The 21,533-nt window shown below is 33.2% G+C and carries 22 protein-coding genes and 4 tRNA genes; 17 read left to right on the top strand and 9 right to left on the bottom strand.

The window, feature by feature from the left end; translation table 11 throughout:
* Positions 1-8: 8 nt before the first annotated feature.
* Together EG348_RS20095 and EG348_RS20090 are read left to right on the top strand one after the other, a co-directional pair.
* Complete coding sequence (locus EG348_RS20095; protein ID WP_123984719.1) at positions 9-947, top strand: helix-turn-helix domain-containing protein; 939 nt, start codon at positions 9-11, stop codon at positions 945-947.
* 87 nt (positions 948-1,034) lie between these two features.
* Positions 1,035-1,799 (top strand): SDR family NAD(P)-dependent oxidoreductase, encoded by a 765-nt coding sequence (locus EG348_RS20090; RefSeq protein WP_123984718.1) that lies wholly within the window; start codon positions 1,035-1,037, stop codon positions 1,797-1,799.
* A gap of 272 nt (positions 1,800-2,071) precedes the next feature.
* Here EG348_RS20090 and EG348_RS20085 read toward each other — a convergent pair whose 3' ends face one another.
* Positions 2,072-3,220: a methionine aminotransferase gene (locus EG348_RS20085; RefSeq protein WP_123984717.1), complete on the bottom strand. Its 1,149-nt coding sequence runs from the start codon at positions 3,218-3,220 to the stop codon at positions 2,072-2,074.
* Positions 3,221-3,577: 357 nt separating this feature from the next.
* Here EG348_RS20085 and EG348_RS20080 point away from each other — a divergent pair, with 357 nt between their 5' ends.
* The 5 genes from EG348_RS20080 to rhaM all read left to right on the top strand — a co-directional run bounded on the left by EG348_RS20080 (position 3,578) and on the right by rhaM (position 9,847).
* A complete protein-coding gene (locus EG348_RS20080; protein WP_123984716.1) occupies positions 3,578-5,461 on the top strand; it encodes a DNA topoisomerase IV subunit B in 1,884 nt (627 codons plus the stop codon).
* A 93-nt stretch (positions 5,462-5,554) separates the two neighbouring features.
* A complete protein-coding gene (locus EG348_RS20075) occupies positions 5,555-6,064 on the top strand; it encodes a hypothetical protein (RefSeq protein WP_123984715.1) in 510 nt (169 codons plus the stop codon).
* Positions 6,042-8,624, top strand: a complete 2,583-nt coding sequence (locus EG348_RS20070) for a DNA gyrase/topoisomerase IV subunit A (protein WP_123984714.1) — start codon at positions 6,042-6,044, stop codon at positions 8,622-8,624. The genes EG348_RS20075 and EG348_RS20070 overlap by 23 nt, the downstream gene beginning before the upstream one ends.
* 5 nt (positions 8,625-8,629) lie before the next feature.
* Entirely contained in the window at positions 8,630-9,271 is a 642-nt protein-coding gene (locus EG348_RS20065; protein ID WP_123984713.1) for a rhomboid family intramembrane serine protease, read from the top strand.
* Positions 9,272-9,529: 258 nt separating this feature from the next.
* Positions 9,530-9,847 (top strand): L-rhamnose mutarotase, encoded by a 318-nt coding sequence (gene rhaM / locus EG348_RS20060; RefSeq protein ID WP_123984712.1) that lies wholly within the window; start codon positions 9,530-9,532, stop codon positions 9,845-9,847.
* 46 nt (positions 9,848-9,893) lie between these two features.
* On the opposite strand, the gene prmC is transcribed toward rhaM, so the two are convergent.
* Genes prmC through EG348_RS20040 form a run of 4 tightly spaced genes read right to left on the bottom strand, consistent with a single transcriptional unit; the run spans position 9,894 to position 12,843 of the window.
* Complete coding sequence (prmC, locus tag EG348_RS20055; RefSeq protein WP_123984711.1) at positions 9,894-10,745, bottom strand: peptide chain release factor N(5)-glutamine methyltransferase; 852 nt, start codon at positions 10,743-10,745, stop codon at positions 9,894-9,896.
* Complete coding sequence (gene yaaA / locus EG348_RS20050; RefSeq protein WP_123984710.1) at positions 10,745-11,503, bottom strand: peroxide stress protein YaaA; 759 nt, start codon at positions 11,501-11,503, stop codon at positions 10,745-10,747. Before yaaA ends, prmC begins: the two co-directional genes overlap by 1 nt.
* Positions 11,504-11,508: 5 nt before the next feature.
* Entirely contained in the window at positions 11,509-12,210 is a 702-nt protein-coding gene (locus EG348_RS20045; protein ID WP_123984709.1) for a CPBP family intramembrane glutamic endopeptidase, read from the bottom strand.
* 21 nt (positions 12,211-12,231) lie between these two features.
* Positions 12,232-12,843, bottom strand: coding sequence for an L-threonylcarbamoyladenylate synthase (locus EG348_RS20040; RefSeq protein ID WP_066757817.1), 612 nt, complete (start codon positions 12,841-12,843; stop codon positions 12,232-12,234).
* A 101-nt stretch (positions 12,844-12,944) separates the two neighbouring features.
* Between EG348_RS20040 and EG348_RS20035 the strand changes: the two genes are divergently transcribed.
* The 5 genes from EG348_RS20035 (at position 12,945) to EG348_RS20015 (ending at position 13,906) form a co-directional block, all read left to right on the top strand.
* Positions 12,945-13,017 (top strand) — tRNA-Met (locus EG348_RS20035).
* A 38-nt stretch (positions 13,018-13,055) separates the two neighbouring features.
* Positions 13,056-13,128, top strand: a tRNA-Met gene (locus EG348_RS20030).
* A 41-nt stretch (positions 13,129-13,169) separates the two neighbouring features.
* Positions 13,170-13,242 (top strand) — tRNA-Met (locus EG348_RS20025).
* 39 nt (positions 13,243-13,281) lie between these two features.
* Positions 13,282-13,354 (top strand) — tRNA-Met (locus EG348_RS20020).
* A 135-nt stretch (positions 13,355-13,489) separates the two neighbouring features.
* Positions 13,490-13,906, top strand: coding sequence for a hypothetical protein (locus EG348_RS20015; RefSeq protein WP_123984708.1), 417 nt, complete (start codon positions 13,490-13,492; stop codon positions 13,904-13,906).
* Between the two features lie 45 nt (positions 13,907-13,951).
* On the opposite strand, the gene EG348_RS20010 is transcribed toward EG348_RS20015, so the two are convergent.
* Together EG348_RS20010 and EG348_RS20005 are read right to left on the bottom strand one after the other, a co-directional pair.
* On the bottom strand, positions 13,952-14,152 hold the full coding sequence (locus EG348_RS20010; protein WP_123984707.1) for a DUF2945 domain-containing protein: 201 nt from the start codon (positions 14,150-14,152) through the stop codon (positions 13,952-13,954).
* A 68-nt stretch (positions 14,153-14,220) separates the two neighbouring features.
* Positions 14,221-14,802 (bottom strand): hypothetical protein, encoded by a 582-nt coding sequence (locus EG348_RS20005; RefSeq protein WP_123984706.1) that lies wholly within the window; start codon positions 14,800-14,802, stop codon positions 14,221-14,223.
* 338 nt (positions 14,803-15,140) lie between these two features.
* Between EG348_RS20005 and EG348_RS20000 the strand changes: the two genes are divergently transcribed.
* Genes EG348_RS20000 through EG348_RS19990 form a run of 3 tightly spaced genes read left to right on the top strand, consistent with a single transcriptional unit; the run spans position 15,141 to position 18,334 of the window.
* The gene (locus EG348_RS20000; protein WP_123984705.1) at positions 15,141-15,506 is read left to right on the top strand and encodes a BlaI/MecI/CopY family transcriptional regulator; all 366 of its coding nucleotides are present in this window, start codon (positions 15,141-15,143) and stop codon (positions 15,504-15,506) included.
* 2 nt (positions 15,507-15,508) lie between these two features.
* Positions 15,509-17,386: a M56 family metallopeptidase gene (locus EG348_RS19995; RefSeq protein ID WP_123984704.1), complete on the top strand. Its 1,878-nt coding sequence runs from the start codon at positions 15,509-15,511 to the stop codon at positions 17,384-17,386.
* 60 nt (positions 17,387-17,446) lie between these two features.
* Complete coding sequence (locus EG348_RS19990; RefSeq protein ID WP_123984703.1) at positions 17,447-18,334, top strand: GLPGLI family protein; 888 nt, start codon at positions 17,447-17,449, stop codon at positions 18,332-18,334.
* Positions 18,335-18,408: 74 nt separating this feature from the next.
* Here EG348_RS19990 and fsa read toward each other — a convergent pair whose 3' ends face one another.
* Entirely contained in the window at positions 18,409-19,062 is a 654-nt protein-coding gene (fsa, locus tag EG348_RS19985) for a fructose-6-phosphate aldolase (protein ID WP_123984702.1), read from the bottom strand.
* A 367-nt stretch (positions 19,063-19,429) separates the two neighbouring features.
* Between fsa and EG348_RS19980 the strand changes: the two genes are divergently transcribed.
* Positions 19,430-19,915, top strand: a complete 486-nt coding sequence (locus EG348_RS19980; RefSeq protein ID WP_123984701.1) for a YdeI/OmpD-associated family protein — start codon at positions 19,430-19,432, stop codon at positions 19,913-19,915.
* 63 nt (positions 19,916-19,978) lie between these two features.
* On the opposite strand, the gene EG348_RS19975 is transcribed toward EG348_RS19980, so the two are convergent.
* On the bottom strand, positions 19,979-20,533 hold the full coding sequence (locus tag EG348_RS19975) for a tetratricopeptide repeat protein (protein WP_123984700.1): 555 nt from the start codon (positions 20,531-20,533) through the stop codon (positions 19,979-19,981).
* A 196-nt stretch (positions 20,534-20,729) separates the two neighbouring features.
* On the opposite strand from EG348_RS19975, the gene pepE reads away from it, so the two are divergent.
* On the top strand, positions 20,730-21,422 hold the full coding sequence (pepE, locus tag EG348_RS19970; protein ID WP_123984699.1) for a dipeptidase PepE: 693 nt from the start codon (positions 20,730-20,732) through the stop codon (positions 21,420-21,422).
* Positions 21,423-21,533 lie beyond the last annotated feature (111 nt).

The following is a 21,533-nucleotide window of genomic DNA, read 5'->3' as shown; positions in this document are numbered from 1 at the left end:
CATAGATCATGGAAAAGATTGCACACGCTTCTTTGGAAGATTTTTATAAAGAAATGACGGCTAAGCTTGGAAAAGACCTTGAAAGTATCTTTCCTAAAGGTCTCCACAAAGATATTGGTCACTTTAATGTTTTTGATATCGCGCAGACGATTGAAAAAGTAAAGATCACTTCTGAAATGCCCTATAACAGAAGGAAGTATTACAAAATCAGCCTTATCAGAGGGAAAAACAGGGCAGAATATGCCGATAAAGTTATTCAGATCAAAGGGAATGCTTTGCTGTTTGCAACACCTAAAGTTCCTTATCATTGGGTTCCGGAAGATCCCGATCAGTCGGGGAGTTTCTGTGTTTTTACGGAAGATTTTTTCATTAAAAATAATTCCAGAAGTTCTCTTGAAGATTTGCCGATTTTTCAACCAGGAAATATTCCTCTGTTTGAAATTGATGATGAATTAGCCGATGAAATCGAACAGCTTTTCTTCAAAATCAAAAAAGAGATCGCTTCAGATTATATTTTTAAATATGATTTAATTCGAAATTATGTGGTAGAACTCATACATTACGGACAGAAATTACAACCTGCTACAAAACTATCAACTTCTAACGATGCTTCATTAAGAGTCGTAACTTTGTTTATAGAATTGCTTGAAAGACAGTTTCCTATTGAATCTAATGAGCAAAGGTTACAACTTAAAACAGCAAAAGATTATGCTGATCGATTGGCGGTTCATGTCAATTATTTAAACAAAAAATTAAAAGAATCTACAGGAAAAACAACCACAGAATTCATTGCAGATCGCATGATTCAGGAAGCTAAAATCCTTTTAAAACAAACAAAATGGAATGTTTCAGAAATTTCCTACGCACTAGGTTTTGAAGAGATCGCTCATTTTTCAAACTTCTTTAAAAGGAAAACAACTTTTACCCCTTTAGAATTTCGTTCATGATTTGAATTTTGCAAATATCAGATTGATTCGAGCAAACACATCAATGCTAAATTGTCGCAACTTTGCCTCATTAAAATAAACAACAAAATGAATACACAAACAAAAATTGCATTAGTTACCGGTGGAAGCCGTGGGTTAGGGAAAAATTCAGCAATTAAAATTGCTCAAAAAGGTCTTGATGTAATCATCACTTACAGAAGCAATAAGGAAGAAGCGGATAAAGTGGTTGAAGAAATTCAGAATTTAGGAAGAAAAGCAATTGCTTATCAATTAGATACAAAAGATATTAAAAGTTTCGATGCTTTCGTCAAAACAGTTGGAGATCATTTGGAAGAAAATACAGGAAGTAGAAACATCGATTTCCTTGTCAATAATGCAGGAACAGCTTTATACGCGCCGATTTCAGAAGTTACGGAAGAGCAGTTGGATGACGTTGTCGATATTCACTTTAAAGGAGTATTTTTCTTGACTCAAAAATTCTTGCCTTTTATGAATAATGGAGGTGGAATTGTGAATATTTCCTCGGGATTAGCAAGATTTGCGTTGCCTGGATCTTCTGTTTACGGTTCTATAAAAGCAGGAGTTGAAATGTTGACAAGATACATGGCGAAAGAATTAGGTTCAAGAAAAATCAGAGCCAATGTTGTTGCTCCGGGTGCTATCGAAACTGATTTTGGCGGTGGCAGAACGAGAGATGACAAACAGGTAAATGACACAATTTCAAGCATTACAGCTTTAGGAAGAGCAGGTTTGCCGGATGATATCGGTGGAGTGGTTGCTTTCTTGTGTACTGATGATGCAGGCTGGGTTAACGGACAAAGAATCGAGGCTTCCGGTGGAATGTTTTTATAGAATTAAAATACCACATAATATTTTAACGACCTAGGAAATGGAAGCGTTAAGAAAATGAATTTTGTGAACGTTAAAAAAATTCTAATGTTTGAAGCGCGAGACAAATTTAGAATCGAAGAACTCATATTGAATCGCGCAAGTTTTAGAATTTTTAGGGAACAAAATTTATTTTTAGCTGACAGATCCAGTCTTGACTTTTTGTTTCTTTTGTGTTAAGACAAAAGAAAAATTAATAAAAAATAAAAAGCAGTAGAACTTCTACTGCTTTTCTTTTATAGTTTAGACAAATTCTCAATCGCTCTTTCCAGAGTTTCCTGTTTTTTCGCAAAACATAAGCGAATAACATTTTCATTCACTTTATTTTTATAGAAAGAAGAAAACGGAACACTTGCAACTTTATGATTGATTGTCAATTCACTTGCAAATTCAAAATCATTTTTATCTGAAATTTTATCATATTTCAACGCCTGGAAATAGGTTCCTTCACAATCCAGCAATTCAAAAGATGTATTGGCTAAACCTTTTCTTAAAAAATCTCTTTTTTCCTGAAAAAATTGGCTTAAATGATTGTAATGATCATCATTTTTCATGTATTCAGCCAGAGCGAGTTGAATTGGAGTATTCACGCAGAAAACATTAAACTGATGCACTTTTCTGAACTCATCCGTTAAAGCTTTTGGAGCAGCGCAATACCCAATTTTCCAGCCTGTAACATGGAAAAGTTTTCCGAAAGAGGAAACCAAAAGACTTCTTTCTTTTAATTCCGGATATTTACAGATGCTTAAATGTTGTTTTCCGTCAAAAACGATATTTTCGTAGACTTCATCACTTAAAATTAGTATTGGCGTATCTTTTACGATAGAGATTAGTTCCTGAATATCATATTCTTTTAAAATCTTTCCTGAAGGATTATTCGGATTGTTAAGGATGATCATTTTTGTTTTGTCTGAAACTAAATTTTTTACGACGCTCCAATCAATTTCGTAATCGGGAGCTTTCATTTCAAATCGTTTTACAATTCCTCCGAAAAGCTCTACTGTAGGCTCGTAACAATCATAAGCAGGTTCAAAAATAATCACTTCATCATCTTTTTTAACGAAAGTTGCGATGGCTGTAAAAATAGCCTGTGTTCCACCAGCTGTCACTGTTATTTCAGAATCCGGATGATAAACAGCTTGATGACTATTCTCAATTTTTCTTGCAATTTCTTCTTTTAAACCTATTATTCCGCCCAAAGGAGCATACTGATTAAAACCTTTTTTAATGAAATCATCTACATGATTTAACAATTCAGAATCGGGCATGAAATCCGGAAATCCCTGTGATAAATTAATGGCTTCATTTTCATTAGCCAATTGTGTCATCTGACTGAAAATCGTAGTTCCGACATCGGAAAGTTTAGAAAAAGGAAGTTGTATCATTAAAACAAATTTTTTACTTACACCGAATTTAATTTATTTTTTGCAATTCATACAGATTATTGAAAGGAAAAGATGATTATTAGTTTGAACTTATTAATTTTTAAAATAAATGAATCTGTTTGGATGGAAATTTTAATGCAAAAATGTATTTGGTTAAAATGTTTTTAAGCTGAAAAATAATCTCGATAAAATTGAAATGAACACCGTATTTCTTGCATAATTTTTAATAATACTTTAAATATCCATTTTGATAATCAATAATCCAACAAATTGTAAGTAAATTTTGAAAAAACGGATTGAAAAAATTCGGATAATTTTGTCCAATTTCGTACTTTTGTATGTTTGCTGAAATAATATATGTCACAAGAAATAAATCCAATCTATTCCGAAGATAATATCAGAACCCTCGATTGGCAGGAGCACATTCGTTTACGTCCCGGAATGTATATCGGGAAGTTAGGAGATGGCTCGTCTGCTGATGACGGTATTTATATTTTACTTAAAGAAATTCTGGACAACTCTATCGATGAGTTCAGGATGAAATCGGGTAAAAGAATTGAAATAAAAGTGGACGACGGTAAAGTCATGATCCGTGACTTTGGTCGTGGAATTCCATTAGGAAAAGTGGTCGACGCTGTTTCCAAGATGAATACAGGAGGTAAGTATGATAGTAAAGCCTTCAAAAAATCTGTAGGTCTGAATGGGGTAGGTACGAAAGCCGTAAATGCTCTTTCAGAATATTTCCGTGTGAGGTCTTTCCGTGAAGGAAAAATGAAGATGGCAGAATTTTCCCGTGGAATGATCACGGAAGATTTTGAAGAAAGAGATACTTCAGACAGAAATGGAACGGAGATATCCTTTGTTCCGGATGGCGAAATTTTCCTTCATTTTAAATATAGAAAAGAGTACATCGAAAGGATGTTACGTAATTATGCGTATCTGAATCCCGGATTGAAAATTCTTTTTAACGGAGAAACCTTTTATTCTGAAAATGGTCTTAAAGACTTGTTGGAAGAGGAAATGGAAAACGAAATTCTTTATCCTATCGTTCATTTGAAGGATAATGATATTGAATTGGCGATCACACATTCTGATAAATCCCAAACGGAAACCTATTTTTCATTCGTTAACGGACAAAATACAACGCAGGGTGGAACGCACTTAAATGCCTTCCGTGAAGCGTATGTAAAAACGATCCGTGAGTTTTTTAACAAGAATTTTGATGCTTCCGATATCAGAAAATCAATCATCGCTGCGATTTCTATTAATGTTGAAGAGCCTGTTTTTGAATCTCAGACGAAAACTAAATTAGGTTCAAATGATATTGGACCAAACGGACCAACGGTAAGAACTTTCATCATCGATTTCCTGAAAAGTAAATTAGATAATTTCCTGCATAAAAATCCTGAAATTTCTGAGGCGATCCAGAGAAAAATATTAATTTCGGAAAGAGAACGAAAAGAGCTTTCAGGAATTCAGAAATTAGCAAGAGAAAGAGCAAAGAAAGTTTCCCTTCATAACAAAAAACTTCGTGATTGTAGACAGCATTATAATGATCAAAAAGCTGAAAGAAAAGGAGATACGCAGATTTTTATTACCGAGGGAGATTCTGCATCAGGATCAATCACGAAATCTAGACAGGTAGAAACTCAGGCTGTATTTTCATTAAAAGGAAAGCCTTTGAACTGCTATGGTCTTACCAAGAAAGTGGTATATGAAAATGAAGAATTCAATTTACTTCAGGCTGCTTTAAATATTGAAGAAAGTCTTGAAGATCTTAGATATAACCACGTAATCATTGCGACGGATGCCGATGTCGATGGGATGCACATTCGTTTGTTGATGATCACATTCTTTTTACAGTTTTTCCCTGATCTGATTAAGAATGGACACCTTTATATCCTTCAAACCCCTTTATTTAGGGTGAGAAATAAAAAGGAAACAAGATACTGCTATTCAGAAGTTGAAAGAGTGAAGGCATTAAACGAGTTGGGAAAGAACCCGGAAATTACTCGATTCAAAGGGTTGGGAGAGATCTCACCTGATGAGTTTAAACATTTCATAGGTAAAGATATTCGTTTAGAACCTGTAGTGATCGGTAAAGATCAAACAATAGAACAGTTATTAGAATTTTACATGGGAAAAAATACTCCGGATAGACAATTGTTTATTCTGGATAACCTTGTTGTAGAAGATCCGGACATTGATAAAAAAGAAATATTGAGTGAAACTATAGAATAAAAATATAAATAATACAAATACAATGATGAAAACACACACCAAAACCACGAAAACCACCAAAAAAACTAATACTACCACCAAACACAAATTAATATGAGATTGAGTAACCGTAACAAAGCTTCGGTATATAACTTTGTGAATACGCTATTGATAACAGCAGTGTTAATTGGGATTGTGCTTTTCCTTCTGGAAGAATACAGATTTAATATTTTAGGATTAGAAAGTTATTTTTTACTGATTATTCCTGTTGCCTTATTAATAGCTTTTTACTTGAGAGGAAGACAAATTTTTGAGTATGACAGTGACGGCGAAGCCCTTAATTTTAAAAACCGAAACATTGTTCCGTTTCTGGATAAACCATTAAGTGACGAATTCCCGAAATACAAATTGATAAGCTATGAAATAATTGATGTTTTTTTTATTAAAAGACTTTACGTTACAATTTCAAGCAAAAACAGTGGATCTACAATGTTGAAATATGAAATTTCATACCTCACAAAAAAAGAAATAATAGATTTAAAGTTCTCTTTAAGCAAAGTTGTAAAAGCTAATAACGAGAAAAAAGAGTTAAAAATAAAAAATGACAGAAGAACACTCTCATGAAGGTGAAAGCTTAAAAAAAGTTTCCGGTCTTTACAAAGATTGGTTTCTTGATTATGCATCGTATGTAATTTTAGATAGGGCAATTCCGTCTGTTTATGATGGTTTGAAACCTGTTCAGCGAAGAATCATGCACTCCATGCGTGAGCTGGAAGACGGTCGTTACAACAAAGTTGCCAATATCGTAGGAAATACCATGAAATATCATCCTCATGGTGATGCCTCAATTACTGATGCGATGGTGGCGATCGGGCAAAAGGAACTTTTAATAGATACTCAGGGAAACTGGGGAAATATTTATACAGGAGATTCTGCGGCGGCAGCGAGATATATTGAAGCGAGATTAACACCTTTTGCATTAGAGGTTGTCTTTAATCCTAAAACAACGGAATGGGCAAAATCTTATGACGGCAGAAATAATGAACCAATTGATCTTCCGGTAAAATTCCCATTGCTTCTTGCGCAGGGAGTTGAGGGAATTGGTGTTGGCCTTTCAACAAAAATTCTTCCGCATAATTTTAATGAATTAATTAATGCTTCTGTTGCTTATTTAAAAGGTAAAAAGTTCGAATTATTCCCAGATTTCTTAACCGCTGGTTTTTTAGATGTTTCTGAATACAACGACGGTCACAGAGGTGGGAAAGTAAGAGCCAGAGCCAGAATTACGCAGACTGATAAGCATACATTAGTCATTACTGAGCTGCCTTTTTCCAAAAATACGAGCGATTTAATTGATTCGATCTTAAAAGCAAATGAAAAAGGAAAGATCAAGATCAAAAAAATTGAGGATAATACTTCAGACAAAGTAGAAATTCTTATTCATCTTCCTAATGACGCTTCGCCCGACAAAACGATTGATGCCTTATACGCATTTACAGACTGTCAGGTAACAATTTCTCCGAATGCATGTGTAATTGTTGGTGACAAACCGATGTTCCTGAATGTTTCTGAAATTTTAAGAATGAATACCGATCACACAGTTTCATTGCTAAAAAAAGAATTGGAAATTGAACTTCATGAATTGCAGGAAAACTGGCATTTTTCTTCATTAGAAAGGATTTTTATTGAAAACAGAATTTACCACGATATTGAAGAAGTTGAAACCTGGGATGATGTTTTAAAAACAATAGACAAAGGATTAAAACCTCATACGAAACATCTTTTAAGAGCTGTAACGCAGGAAGATATTCTTCGATTGACAGAGATAAGAATTAAAAGAATTTCAAGATTCGATTTAGATAAATTTAAAGAAAATATTGCCGCTCTTGAAGGTAAAATAGAGTTGGTAAAACATAATTTGGAGCATCTTATTACCTATGCGATTGAGTATTATTTAAATATTCAAAAGAAATACGGTAAAGACAGAGAAAGAAAAACTGAACTTAGAATTTTTGATACGATTGACGCAACGAAGGTAGCGGTAGCCAACGAAAAATTCTATGCCAATTTTGAAGAAGGTTTCATCGGAACTTCTCTGAAAAAAGATCAATATTTATTCGACTGCTCGGATATTGATGATATCATTACTTTCAGAAAAGACGGAAGTATGAAAGTGGTGAAAGTGGAAGCTAAAACTTTTATCGGAAAGGATATTTTGCATGTCGCAATTTTCAAGAAAAATGATAAAAGAACGGTCTACAACATGATCTATCGTGAAGGAAGAGACGGACCTTATTATATGAAACGTTTTTCTGTGACGGGCGTTACCAGAAATACAGATTATCCGTTAGCTTCAGATAAAAAAGGATCAGAAATGCTTTATTTCTCAGCAAATCCGAATGGTGAAGCAGAAACTGTATCAGTTCTTTTGAAACCAAATCCTAGGATCAGAAAAAACAAAATGGATATCGATTTCTCAGAATTAGCTATCAAAGGACGTGATTCTAAAGGAAATCTGGTAACCAAATATTCGATTAAAAAAATTGATCTTAAAGAAGAAGGCGTTTCTACATTGGCACCAAGAAGAATTTGGTTTGATGATACCGTGAGAAGGCTGAACGCAGACGGAAGAGGAACTTTATTGGGAAGTTTTAAAGGAGACGATAAAATATTAGTTGTCACCGGTAATGGGGAGGCTAAACTTATTTCTTTTGACCTAGGAAACCGTTTCGATGATGAATATCTGATCTTAGAAAAATGGCGACCAAACCAGCCGATCACATGTATTTACTACGATGGTGAGAAGGAAATTTATTTTATCAAAAGATTCCTGTTGGAGAACAACACCAATCCGCAGAACTTTATGCCTTCGGAACATCCAAAGTCATTTATTGAAAATATAATTGTGGCAAATGGCTGCACTGCTGAGATTGCTTTTGCTAAAGATAAAGGTAAAGAACGCGATCCTGAAACAGTAAATATTGACGAGTTTATTGCCGTAAAAGGAATTAAAGCTATTGGAAATCAGTTTACTAAATTTAAAGTAAAAACAATTAATGTAACCATTCCGGAGCCGGAAGAAGAAGAGCCGGAAGTGTATGAAGAACCTGAAAATACAGAAGGAACTGATGATGATGGAGGCGTAATCGGTGATTTGTTTGATGCAGGAGAACCTGAAAATTGAAAATTATGAATATAGTAGTTTTAGTAATTATTGCCGTGACCTGTATTATCAGTTACATGGGACTTAATAATATTCAGTTATTTGAAAAATACAAATTTAATGTTAGCGCAATAAATTCTAGAAAGGAATATATCAGACTTATAAGCTCTGCATTTCTTCATGCTGATTTTATGCACTTGTTTTTCAATATGCTGTCCTTATATTTCTTTCAGGGAGTGGTTATTCATTTTTTCGGGACTATAGGTTTTCTGATTATCTACTTTGGATCCATGATCCTTGGAAATTTATTTAGCTTGCTTATTTACAAAAATCAACCTTGGTATTCTGCAATCGGTGCTTCTGGTGCTGTTTCCGGAATTATCTTCGCATCAATTGCGATGGCTCCGAACGAAATTAGTGTCAACTTTTTACCGGGCTGGCTTTTCGGGACATTATATTTTGGATATTCAGTGTATATGATGCTAAATCCAAAACAATGGGATAATCTGGGACACGCCGCACATTTAGGTGGAGCATTTTTCGGATTGGTTTATTCAATAGCATTGCATCCTGATTTAGCATTAAGTAATTGGTATTTCTTAGGAATAATGGCACTTCCGCTAATTTATTTAAGCTACGAAATTTTTGTAAGGAAAAGAATAGGTTAAAAAAATTAATCTTAACTAATATTAAAACCAATGAAATTAAATTCTGTTCATTGGTTTTGTTTTTAATCAAAATCAATAACTTAATAAATAGAATTTGAATTGTAATTCTCTTATATTCTAAGCCATCAGTTGATTTTATATTAGCTGATATAAATGATGAATATACCAAAGCAATATGACCTTTTTATCTTGAAATTTGGCTATTTTAAAAATGATAGTTAGTTTTGATCTTTAAAATACATTTATAAAAAACAAATAATGAAAAAGAGAGTATCCTTCAAAATGTTTCTAAAGCCAGGCTGCGAAAAGGAATATGAAAAAAGACACAACGAAATTTGGCCGGAGCTAAAAGTATTATTAAAAAACTCTGGCGTATCAGATTATACGATATATTGGGATAAAGACACGAATATTCTGTTTGCTCACCAAACGGTTTCGGAAGGTTCTGGTTCCCAAGATTTAGGGACTTCTGAAATTGTAAAGAAATGGTGGAGTTATATGGCAGATATTATGGAGACAAATCCGGATAATTCACCAATAAGTATTCCCTTACAAGAGGTTTTTTATTTAGAGTAACGAACTGGTTGTCTTTATTTTGAAAGCTTTTCTAATGCCGTACATATTATTTTTTTCCTACAATAAAACGATCATTTTCAGATAGATCTTTAACAAGCTCAACTTCCGAGAGAATATTTTTATAAAGATTTAAAGTTTCAGGACCTAGTTTTTGATTGATCTCTAAAAATAACAATCCGTTTTTATTTAAATATTTTTTAGAATCTTCTGCAATCTTTTTATAGAAAATTAACGCATCGGAAGTAGGAGAGAAGAGTGCCATTTTGGGTTCAAATTCTTTCACAGAATCGGCAATTTCTATCTCTTCTTCTATCCCGATATAAGGCGGATTTGAAATGATAACATCATAATTTTCAGTCAATTCAAAATTAAGATAATCAGCATGAATTAGGTTTATTTCCAAGTGATGAAAATCTGCATTCTTTTTTGCAACTTCTAAAGCTTTTTCAGAAAAATCAATCGACGAAACTTCAGCTTCAGGAAAATGTTTCTTTAAAACCAAAGGAATTACACCGCTTCCGGTTCCGATGTCGAGGATTCTTAGTTTGTTAATTGTGAACTGTGAATTCTTAATTTTTTGAATGGCAATTTCTAATAATTCTTCGGTTTCAGGGCGCGGAATTAGCACATTTTCGTCAACAAAAAACTTCATTCCGTAAAATTCTGTTTCTCCTAAAATATGCTGATAAGGTTTGTTGGCTTTTAACTCTGAAATAACTTCTTGAAGTTTGTTTTCATCATCAATCAATAATTCCTGATCGTATAATCTTCTTTGATTAAATGCATCAAGACCTAAAAAAGTTTCTATAAAAATGGAGTACAAAAAAGCACTTTCCGATTCTGTATACAGCTCGGAAAGTGCTTTTTGAAAATATTGTTTAAATTCCAGGATCGTCATTATCTTGTGAAAACGAGTTTTGTATCGGTAGATTTTTCTTCGTTGATCATATAACCTTCGTAATTAAAAGCTTTTACATCATTCAAGGTTTTTGCATTGGTTTCTGCACAGAATCTTACGACCAAACCTCTCGCATGTTTTGTGTAAACGACAATTGTTTTTAGTTTTCCGTCTTTTAATTCGTAAAAATCAAAGTCAATTACAGGATGATTCAGTTTTTTTCTGTCGATTACTTTTCCGTATTCGTTACTGCATAAATGAAGAAGAACCTCATTTTTTTTCATCTCGGAATTCAATTGTTCCGTCACTTTTTCTTTCCAGAATTCATACAGATTTTTATAATTATCAAACTCGAAATTACGACCCATTTCCAATCTGTAAAGCATTACTTTATCAGATGGTTTCAACAGACCATACAATCCGGAAAGTATTCTGTAGTTTTTTTGTAAATAATCTACAGCGTTTTTATCTAGAGTTTTAGCATCCAAACCTCTGTAAACTTCACCTGTAAAGGCAAACATTGCGGGAGCAGATTCTTTTGCGGTTGGTTTATCTTTCCATTTTTGATTTCTTTCCCAGTTTTCATCGGCCAGTTTTGGTGAGATTTCCATGAGCTCAGAAAGATATTTTGGAGATTTATGTTTTAAGTGTGATTGTAAAAGCGCTGCTTCTTCAATGAATTTTGGGGTTGTAGTTCTCAAAAGGTCTGTTGAGTTTTCTACATTCATTAATTTTGCAGGAGATGTTATTATTTTCATGTTGTTTAAAAAGCAGATAAATGTTTACTATCAATAAAATTCATGATCATCAGAGACACAAAGTCAAACATAAAATGGCAGATGATAACGATTTTAATATTCGAATATAATTTATAAAATACAGCAAAAACGATCCCAATAAAAAGAGTTCCTACAACCTGACCAATTGTTCCGTATGTGCTGTGTAGTATTCCAAATAAAATTGCGGAAATGGCAACTCCTAAAAACGGACTGTTATATATTTTTTCAATTCTCGGCTGAATATAACCTCTCATCAAAAATTCTTCTACAACGCCCGCCGTTAAGCAGGTAAAAATAATTAAAAAATAATTGTTTTTAAAAATCGATTGCAGCTTAATGAGTTTATCACTTATTTTTTCATGGGTTATAATTGAGATCAGTCCATTTAAAAGGCCACCTCCCATTGTACAAATAAAGTATAGGGAGAATATTGCTGCCAGATAAAATCCAGTTGAAAATGTTTTGTCTTTCCAAATTAAGAAGGAATTTTTTTCAATAAAAATACTGTAAAGAAGGATAATTATTAAAACAAACCAAAGAGTAATTCTGCTGTAGAAAAAATTGGTTGCAGTAATACCTTTTGCATCAATAATTAAATTGATGAATGGCACAGCATACAACATCACCAACGCAAGAAGCGTAAAAGTGAGCAGAATTCCTAAAGAATATTTTCCGTTAAGACTCATAAAATGATTGAGAAACTATAATTAAATAATTCCTTTTCCTTGTCTGATCAGTTCAGGTTCTCCGGATGTAAGGTCTACAATTGTTGAAGCTACATTATCGCCATACCCTGAATCGATAACAATATCAACCAAATGATCATATTTTTCGGCAATTAATTCCGGATCTGTAGAATATTCAATGATCTCGTCATCATCTTTGATGGAAGTTGAAGCGATCGGATGTCCTAATTTTTCAACAATAAGCTGTGGAATCGGATGATCCGGTACACGAATACCGATCGTTTTGTGACCTTTATAAGCTAATGGCACACTTTTATTGGCATCTAAGATAAATGTAAACGGCCCCGGAAGATGACTTTTTAAAAACCTGAAAACCGAAGTGTCAATAGGTCTCGTAAAATCCGATAGATGGCTTAGATCATTACAAATAATAGAGAATTGAGCCTTCTCAAGCTTCATTTTTTTGATCTGAGCCAGTTTTTCCATGGCTTTTATATCAAAAATATTACAACCTAACGCATAAATAGTATCGGACGGGTAAATGATTAATCCGCCATTATTTAAACATTTAATTACCTCATTAATAAGATTTTCCTGAGGGTTTTCCGGGTAAATTCTTAGTATTTTTGCCATAGTACAAAGATACAAATATTAAAATAGTTTTCATAAAACTCCTTTATTTAAAAGAAAAATTAGGATTTTAAGAAAATTTTCGTACATTTGCAATCCAATATCGCGGGATGGAGCAGTAGGTAGCTCGTCGGGCTCATAACCCGAAGGTCATAGGTTCGAGTCCTGTTCCCGCTACTAAGTAAGTGCTTTCGGTAAGCACTCTAAAAATACACCGCGGGATGGAGCAGTAGGTAGCTCGTCGGGCTCATAACCCGAAGGTCATAGGTTCGAGTCCTGTTCCCGCTACTAAATTATAAGTGTTTTCGGTAAACACTCTAAAGATACACCGCGGGATGGAGCAGTAGGTAGCTCGTCGGGCTCATAACCCGAAGGTCATAGGTTCGAGTCCTGTTCCCGCTACTAAGTTAAGTGCTTTCGGTAAGCACTCTAAAGATACACCGCGGGATGGAGCAGTAGGTAGCTCGTCGGGCTCATAACCCGAAGGTCATAGGTTCGAGTCCTGTTCCCGCTACTAAAGTAAGAGAATCACATGGTGGTTCTCTTTTTTTGTTTTTCTAATTTGTGAATATGGTATTTCGTTTTTTAATGGCTTAATTTATGTAAGTAAATAAGTTATTAATAAACACTAAACTTAAATCACAATACTATGTACAAGAAAATTCTCGCAGGATTGGGCGGAGCAATTGCGCTAAACCTTCTGCACGAAACAATCAGGAAAAATTTTGATAATGTCCCGGAAGTCAATAAAATGGGAGAGGAAGCTTTAAATAAAGTTTTAGACAAAGTAGATATGCAGATCACCAACCACGATCAATTGTACGCTGCAACACTGGCCGGGGACGTTATTAGTAATGGTATTTATTATGCTACCACTGCAACAACCGGTTTCAGTATTACTTCAGGAGTTGTGGCCGGATTAGGAGCTGTAATGTTACCTGAAAAAATGGGACTCAATGATGAACCCGTTGCAGAAACTACTCAAAAGAAAGTGATGACGGTAGGCTACTATTTGTTTGGAGCGATCGTTACCAAGTTGATATATGATCAATTAAATAAATCATAATTTGAGCTAAATATAAATTACCACAATCATCATTGTGGTAATTTTTTATATTTTTTTAAGTGCTGAGGCTTTATGGACGGCAGATTTTCCGGTTTTTTCACTCATTACTTCATATTGAGGCTCTGTTTCAGATGCACGGCGCTGTTTATTCATGAAAATGAAGTCTTTAGTATGGATTTTAGTGATAATTCCGTTTGTTTCGCCATAGCGGAATTTCCATTTTACAGAGTCTCCTTTTTTGAACATATTTTTAAAATTACTATTTAATTTTTCATTTAAAATAAAAAATCCCACTTTAAAAGCGGGATCATATATTATTGAGCTATTGTAGCGTAAGGACTTAATTTGTAGTCTTCAGCATTGGTTTGATCCATAAAATCTTTCTTCTGCATTCCTTTCATTCTTCCTACAGCATCGCTTGCATTGAAATAGGCTTCACTTAACTTAGTTGCCATTTCAGCCGGGTTGAAGTCAATCTTAGTATCACCTTCTACACCCAGATATCCGTTCTTTTTAGTAAGGTAAGTGATGTAATTTTTATAGTTGATCATAGTATCTCTGAACATTCTGTTGTGATACTCTAAACATTTTTTAGATTTTTTATTTGAATTGTTCAGGATACAGCTCGACATATTTCCTCTGTACAGACGCCATTCCTGCTCTACTTTTGCATATTCTTTTCCTAACGCAGTTTTTCCGTTGATAAGGATATTATTATCGCCTTCGTTAGTGGCAATTGCTTGTAAATGCCCTATAACAAGAGGAACTGTTTTTTCAATTTTAGCTTTGGTTTCTTTTAAAGTCCCAAAATCTGCTGCAGGAGAATTTTTCTTTTGAGCAGTAGTTACATTAAAAATAAGTAGTAATAGTACAATCAATAAATTATATCTTTTCATGAGAAATTTTTAAAGCACTAAAATAAATATATTTTCTCAGTTTAAACAAATAGATTTTAATTTTATTTAATAAAAATTAACAAGTTTTAAGAATTTGTATTCTAATTCTAAATTTTACTGCTGATTAATAAGGTAATAAATTCAATCAATTAAAAATTTAACATATTTTAATAAAATTTATTTAGTTGATTTTCAGATATTTAAGCATAATTAATTTTTATCACTAAAAAAATAGTTGTTTGGATCAGATTTATTTCTACATTTGTATAACTAATTTCTTAGTGATATGGAATTTTGATACAATTTTATATCACATTTAATGATAAATGAAACAGGATATGATAATTCAAACTTTAACAAAAGCAGAAGAACAGGTGATGCAGTATTTATGGAAACTCGAAAAAGGATTCTTAAAAGATGTCCTTGATCTTTTTCCGGAACCCAAACCGCATACCAATACTGTCTCAACTATTTTAAAAGTATTGAAAGACAAAGAGTTCGTAGACTACAATGTTTACGGAAGACAACATGAGTATTTCCCTTTGATCTCTAAAGAACAGTATTCAGGGAAAACCATGAAGAGCCTTGTGAAAAACTATTTTAAAGGTTCTTATAAAAGTGCCGTTTCATTTCTTGTTGAAAAAAATGAGATGACCGTTGAAGATCTTGAAATGTTATTAAGCGAACTCAAAAAGAAAGATTAGCCATGGAAGCCATACTTCTATACTTTGGAAAAGTAATTTTATCTTCTGGTGTAATGTTTTTGTATTACCAGTTGTCTTTAAAAGACAAGACGTTTCATCATTACAACAGATTTTATTTGCTGTCTGCGATATTGATCTCACTGTTATTGCCTTTGATCAAGGTGGATGATTTTACGATAGAGGTGAATAATGATGTATACAGCTTGCTAGATAAGCTACAGAATTTTAATACAACCAAAAACATAGACAATGACCACACTTATTTTAGAATTATTTTTTCAGCTTTGGGATTGGTTTCTCTCTATTTTTTAGGAAGATTCATTTACGGAATCTTCAGAATCCATCAGCTTAAAAGCCAATTTCAAAAAGAAAGTTTTGATGGTATCAATTTTTATCATACAAACTTGACCGAAGCTCCGTTTTCGTACTTTAAAAACCTGTTCTGGAAGAATACAATTATATTGAATTCAGACATTGGGAAACAGATTTTAAAGCATGAAATGGTGCATATTGAGCAGAAACACTCATTCGATAAAATTTTTATTGAAGTGATTACTTCCGTTTTCTGGTTCAATCCTTTTTTTCATATCATTAAAAAAGAAATAAGTTTAATCCACGAGTATCTGGCCGATAAAAAGGCCGTAAAACAATCGGACACAAAAGCATTTGCGCAGATGCTTTTAGCAAGTCACTTTTCCGGAACACAGTTACCTGCAACCAGTCCGTTTCTAAGTTCAAATCTAAAAAAACGACTCAAAATGTTACAAAAACCTCAAACCAAATTCGGATATGCGCGAAGAATTTTTGCATTACCGGTTCTATTTTCAGTGGCTTTTGCCTATATGGTAAACGCTAAAAATAAAGAAATTAAAGAAACAAATATTGCCATTGAGGAAGCTGTTTCTCAAATCAAAAAAGACACGATAAGACCAGAAAAAACTAAAGATATAGTTATTGCTCCAAAAGTTTATAAAAAATCTGAGGACGAGAAAAAAATCGCTGATCTAAGTAAAAAAATACAGGAAAAAAGTAAAGCTTTAAAAGAATTAAAGCCAGAAAGCAAAGAATTTCAAAAACATGTTGATGAATTGGGAGAGCTTTCTTCTGAAATTGGCAAAATTGCAAGTTCTGATAATTTTCAGAAAACAATATTGGCCTACAGAATGGATGGTTCTGAAATGAAAAATATCAATGATTTTTTCAAATCAGATGAATGGAAGAGCAAAGTAAAAGAGCTTAAAAGCATGAATATTGAAATGCCAGAAATGCCAGAAATGAATTTTGATTTTCCTGATGTTCCGCCATTTCCAAAAGCTCCGAATGCTCCGGATGCACCAAACGCTCCACGTTCGCCGAATACTTCAAAAGTAAGGGTTTATAAATTTAATGATCGACAAGACATGAAATGGAGCCCTGAAGCTGAAATGAGAATAGCCGAAAGAACCAAAGAATCTGCATCAACAGCCAAAAAAAGAGCTGAACTCGACCGAAAAAGAGCAAAACTTGAAGAAAAAAGAGCGAAATTAGAAGGTGAGAGAGCAAAACTTGATGTAGAGAGAAGAGTCTTGGAAGGAAATAACAGAAGAGTTTACATCCAAAGTAATAACTTTAGAAATATTCCGCAAGATAAAATGTTGAGAATCAATGCTCAGACTATGAGGATGAATAAAAGCCAGAATGGTAGTTTGACAATAACAACTAATGGATCAGGAAGTTTAGTTGGTGATACTGGAGAAATGAAAATTTTTATTGATGGAAAACCTTCTACAAAACAAGATATGGAAGCTTTAAAACCAAATGAAATTTCTTCAATGAATATCATGAAAAACTCAAATAACGGGAAAACAGAAGTCAGCATACAAATTCAGACCAAAAAATAAAGTTCAATTAGCTTTGTTGATATCCAAATTGACAAAGCTTTTTTATTTAATATGATAAATATGAAAAAAAATATTTTATTCTTTTTGCTTGTAAGCATATGTGCCAATGCACAGATCAACAGATTTTATTATGATTATAAATATATTTCAGATTCCACCAATAAAGCGGAAGTGAAAAGTGACATAATGCTTTTGGATATTGATAAAAATGGTTCAAAATATTACAGTCGTGAAAAGTTTGTATCTGATTCTACTTCAAAAGCTGATCTTGCAAAACAGTTGAAAGGCGGATTAGGCGGAAGCATTAACATAAAGAAAAATATAAAACCGGGAACGATTTTCGCAACCGTTACAAAAGCTTATCCTGATTATAAAGTATCTCTTTCAGATAAAATTGGACAAACAATCTATAAAGTTGCGGAAGACCAAAAACCTGAATGGAAAATTCTTCCAGAAAAACAAAAAATAGGAGAATATAATACTCAAAAAGCAACAACAACTTTTGGTGGAAGACAATGGGTTGCATGGTTTAGCTCAGATATTCCTTTTCAGGATGGACCGTATAAATTTTACGGATTGCCAGGTCTGATCGTGAAATTGGAAGATAAAACAGGTTCGCATATAATGACTTTAATTGGTAATAAAAAAACAGAGGCAAGTACTGAAGAGGAACTTCAATTACCGGGTGTTACAATGATTGGTTTGGGCGGTAAAGATATTGAGGTAACTAAAAAGCAATTTAAAAAAGCTTGGAAAGATTATCAAACAGATCCTACAAAAGATATGAAGCAGTCAATGAGTACTCTTCCCGCGGGTGCTGTGGTAAAAATGAGGAATCAGGACGGAAAAGATATCGATATGAATGAGATGTACAGAAATATTGAAAAAAGGGCAAAAGAAGAAATACTGAAAAATAATAACAAAATAGAACCAGATTTATACAAATAATCAGTCTATTTTAAAATAAACAAAACCCCGAAACTCAGTTTCGGGGTTTTTTATGCTTTAAATTGAGCTAATTTTTAAGCTAATTTCTGAGAATCTGCAATAAACTGAGCCAATCCGCTGTCTGTCAATGGATGTCTCAACAAACTCAAGATCGGAGGAAGTGGAGAAGTAATAACATCAGCACCGATTTTAGCACAGTCAATAATGTGCATTTGGTGACGGATAGAAGCTGCTAGAATTTCAGTGTCATACATATAGTTATCAAAAATTAATCTGATTTCCTGAATTAAGTTTAATCCATCAGTAGAAATATCATCAAGTCTTCCCAAGAAAGGAGAAACATAAGTTGCACCGGCTTTTGCTGCTAAAAGAGCTTGTCCTGCAGAGAAAATCAATGTACAGTTAGTTTTGATTCCTTTATCAGAAAAATATTTTAAAGCTTTGATACCGTCTTTAATCATTGGAATTTTCACAACGATATTCGGGTGGATTGCAGCCAATTCATCACCTTCTTTGATCATTTCTTCGTAAGTTGTCGAAAGAACTTCAGCAGAAATATCGCCGTCTACGATTTCGCAAATTGCTTTATAATGATTTTTGATAGCTTCAGCTCCCTGAATTCCTTCTTTAGCCATCAACGACGGGTTAGTTGTTACACCATCTAAAATTCCAAGATCTTTAGCTTCTTTAATTTGCTCTAAATTGGCAGTGTCAATAAAAAATTTCATTGTATTATAGATTTATTTATGCAAAGATAAACAATCCTTTCTGAGTGGGAAATTTTTAATTTTGGTTAGAAGTTAGAAGTTAGAAGTTAGAAGTTAGAAGTTAGAAGTTGCTGGAATACCCTTTTTTTTAAAGTGATGAAAATTCAAATAAGTTTTTAAAGTGATGGTTTAAAAATTAGCTATATAAAACATTTATTAAACACAAATTAGATTAATCACTTTCGCAAATAAGCAGAATCATCTGTGCAAATCCGTGCAATCCGTCGTAAATAAAAAAAAACATAATTATTCTCCAGAATTGAATAAGTAAAAAAATATTAAATTCGCTTACTGCCTAAAGCCTAAAGCTTCCAGCAAAATCATACCAATGAAAAACCATTTCACAGCCCAACTCGAAATCATCGGCATCAATCCTTTTATTTTCATTCCTCAGGAAATTTTAAATGAAATCTTTAAAACTTCAGGAAGAAATAAAAGCCCGATTCCTGTAAAAGGAACTGTAAATGGTAAAGAATTTAAGCAAAACCTAATGAAATATTTAGGAGAATGGCGGTTGTATATTAATTTAACTATGTTGAAAGATTCTCCCAAAAGAATAGGAGAGACGATCGAAGTTTTCGTTGAGTTTGATAGCTCAGACAGAACAATTTCCATTCATCCTCAATTAGATAAAGCAATCAGAAAAAACCCTGTCACTTTACAGAATTTTGAAAATTTAATTCCTTCAAGAAGATTAGAATTGATCCGTTATATCAACAATTTGAAAACAGAAGCCAGTATTCAAAGAAATATTGAGAAGATAATTAAACATCTAAAAGGAGAAACTGACTTTTTTGGTAAGAGAATTAATTAAAAAATATTAAGATTAGTTTAATCAAAAAAAAATCCGGGAAAATTTTCCCGGATTTTTTTTAAACTATGAATTTAAAGCTTTGCTTAATTTTACAGCATCCTGATTGGTAGGGTCATACTGTATAGATTTTGCAATATGTTCTTTTGCTTTGGCAGGATCACTTTGTTGTTCTGCAAAGGCAATATAAAAATAGGCATAAGCCAGGTTTTTCTTATTTTGTTCTACTTCTTCAGGTTTTACGGTAGCAATATATTTTTCATAAGAAAGTTTTGCGTTTGCATCATCTTTAGCAGCTTGATAGGCGTATGCTTGGCTGTAATAAGACGGAGCCCAATCCGGTAACAAAGCAGAAATCTTTTTCCATGTATCAACTGCATTTGTCCAGTCTGATGCTTCCTGATATGCTGTAGCTAATTTTGCTAATGCATCTGTATCCTTCGGATTAGTCTCAATTTGCTTTTTAAGACCGTCTATAGTTGGATTCCCTGCTTGAGTTGTTGCAGTTGCTGTAGTAGTTGCGGTATCAGTTTGAGTAGTTTGTGCATTCATAAAACCAGCAGTTCCTACAAGTATCAAACCTAAAAACAGATTTTTGATATTCATTTTAGTCATTTTCATAATCGTATATTTTTAAAATTCTACATTCTAAAATTCAATAATAATTCCAGAAAGGCTCAAATTTTAGAAGCTTTAAGTTTTTTTAGAAAATATTAACGGATATAAGTATTTTTTTAGCTTAATTTTTGATTCGTTGATGTTTGAGTTATCTTTGTAATTCAACTTTTATTTTTAATAATCAATATAATTTCATTGTATGAATATCTTATTAGCTTCAACTTCAACAATATTTGGTGGAGAATATTTAGAATATTTAACAGAAGAATTAATCCAATTATATAAAGGAATTGATGAGATCATCTTCGTTCCCTTCGCAAGACCGGGTGGGATCTCTCATGACGACTACTCAGCGAAAGCCCGTTCTTTTTTCGAAACAATAAATATTAAAGTAAAAGGTCTACACGAATTTGAAGATAAAATTGAAGCGTTAAACAACGCGAAAGGCTTCTTTACAGGCGGTGGAAATACATTTTTATTGGTTAAAACTTTACACGAAGAAGGTTTAATGAAAGTTTTAAAATCAAACGTAGAAAATGGAAAAGCTTATTTAGGATGTAGCGCCGGAAGTAATATTGGCGGGCAAAATATGAAAACCACGAACGATATGCCGATTGTTTATCCTCCAAGTTTTGACTGTATGGGATTGGTTCCTTTTAATTTAAATCCACATTATTTAGATCCAAATCCGGAATTGAAGCATAACGGGGAAACCAGAGAAACCAGAATCAAAGAATTTTTAACGCAAAATGACCTTAAAGTTGTCGGACTTCGTGAAGGAAACTGGATCAGAAGAATTGGCAATAAAATTTCTGTTGAAGGAAGCGAACTGACAAGGATTTTTGAAAAAGGAAAGGAACCTTACGAAATAGAATCCGGTTCAGAATTGTAATTTTAATTATATTTGAATTAATGAATGTGATTTTAGGATCATATTAAAAAATAAATGAGATGCTTCGACTCCGCTCAGCATGACAACGCTACAAAATGACGTTTAGTATTA

The sequence above is a fragment of the Chryseobacterium sp. G0201 genome (assembly GCF_003815655.1).
Taxonomy (GTDB): Bacteria; Bacteroidota; Bacteroidia; order Flavobacteriales; family Weeksellaceae; genus Chryseobacterium.
Note: the sequence above shows the minus strand (reverse complement) of the source record. Positions and strands in the feature narration are given on the sequence as shown.

What these genes read in the sequence shown, in the direction of transcription:
- EG348_RS20070 (WP_123984714.1), top strand. Translation starts at nt 6,042, where the DNA reads ATGACAGAAGAACACTCTCATGAAGGTGAAAGCTTAAAAAAAGTTTCC.
- EG348_RS20015 (WP_123984708.1), top strand. Translation starts at nt 13,490, where the DNA reads ATGTACAAGAAAATTCTCGCAGGATTGGGCGGAGCAATTGCGCTAAAC.
- EG348_RS19995 (WP_123984704.1), top strand. Translation starts at nt 15,509, where the DNA reads ATGGAAGCCATACTTCTATACTTTGGAAAAGTAATTTTATCTTCTGGT.
- yaaA (WP_123984710.1), bottom strand. Translation starts at nt 11,503, where the DNA reads ATGAAAATAATAACATCTCCTGCAAAATTAATGAATGTAGAAAACTCA.
- rhaM (WP_123984712.1), top strand. Translation starts at nt 9,530, where the DNA reads ATGAAAAAGAGAGTATCCTTCAAAATGTTTCTAAAGCCAGGCTGCGAA.
- EG348_RS20045 (WP_123984709.1), bottom strand. Translation starts at nt 12,210, where the DNA reads ATGAGTCTTAACGGAAAATATTCTTTAGGAATTCTGCTCACTTTTACG.
- EG348_RS20065 (WP_123984713.1), top strand. Translation starts at nt 8,630, where the DNA reads ATGAATATAGTAGTTTTAGTAATTATTGCCGTGACCTGTATTATCAGT.
- EG348_RS20075 (WP_123984715.1), top strand. Translation starts at nt 5,555, where the DNA reads ATGAGATTGAGTAACCGTAACAAAGCTTCGGTATATAACTTTGTGAAT.
- EG348_RS20010 (WP_123984707.1), bottom strand. Translation starts at nt 14,152, where the DNA reads ATGTTCAAAAAAGGAGACTCTGTAAAATGGAAATTCCGCTATGGCGAA.
- EG348_RS19975 (WP_123984700.1), bottom strand. Translation starts at nt 20,533, where the DNA reads ATGAAAATGACTAAAATGAATATCAAAAATCTGTTTTTAGGTTTGATA.
- pepE (WP_123984699.1), top strand. Translation starts at nt 20,730, where the DNA reads ATGAATATCTTATTAGCTTCAACTTCAACAATATTTGGTGGAGAATAT.
- EG348_RS19980 (WP_123984701.1), top strand. Translation starts at nt 19,430, where the DNA reads ATGAAAAACCATTTCACAGCCCAACTCGAAATCATCGGCATCAATCCT.
- EG348_RS20000 (WP_123984705.1), top strand. Translation starts at nt 15,141, where the DNA reads ATGATAATTCAAACTTTAACAAAAGCAGAAGAACAGGTGATGCAGTAT.
- EG348_RS20085 (WP_123984717.1), bottom strand. Translation starts at nt 3,220, where the DNA reads ATGATACAACTTCCTTTTTCTAAACTTTCCGATGTCGGAACTACGATT.
- EG348_RS20090 (WP_123984718.1), top strand. Translation starts at nt 1,035, where the DNA reads ATGAATACACAAACAAAAATTGCATTAGTTACCGGTGGAAGCCGTGGG.
- EG348_RS20095 (WP_123984719.1), top strand. Translation starts at nt 9, where the DNA reads ATGGAAAAGATTGCACACGCTTCTTTGGAAGATTTTTATAAAGAAATG.
- EG348_RS20005 (WP_123984706.1), bottom strand. Translation starts at nt 14,802, where the DNA reads ATGAAAAGATATAATTTATTGATTGTACTATTACTACTTATTTTTAAT.
- EG348_RS20080 (WP_123984716.1), top strand. Translation starts at nt 3,578, where the DNA reads ATGTCACAAGAAATAAATCCAATCTATTCCGAAGATAATATCAGAACC.
- EG348_RS20040 (WP_066757817.1), bottom strand. Translation starts at nt 12,843, where the DNA reads ATGGCAAAAATACTAAGAATTTACCCGGAAAACCCTCAGGAAAATCTT.
- EG348_RS19990 (WP_123984703.1), top strand. Translation starts at nt 17,447, where the DNA reads ATGAAAAAAAATATTTTATTCTTTTTGCTTGTAAGCATATGTGCCAAT.
- prmC (WP_123984711.1), bottom strand. Translation starts at nt 10,745, where the DNA reads ATGACGATCCTGGAATTTAAACAATATTTTCAAAAAGCACTTTCCGAG.
- fsa (WP_123984702.1), bottom strand. Translation starts at nt 19,062, where the DNA reads ATGAAATTTTTTATTGACACTGCCAATTTAGAGCAAATTAAAGAAGCT.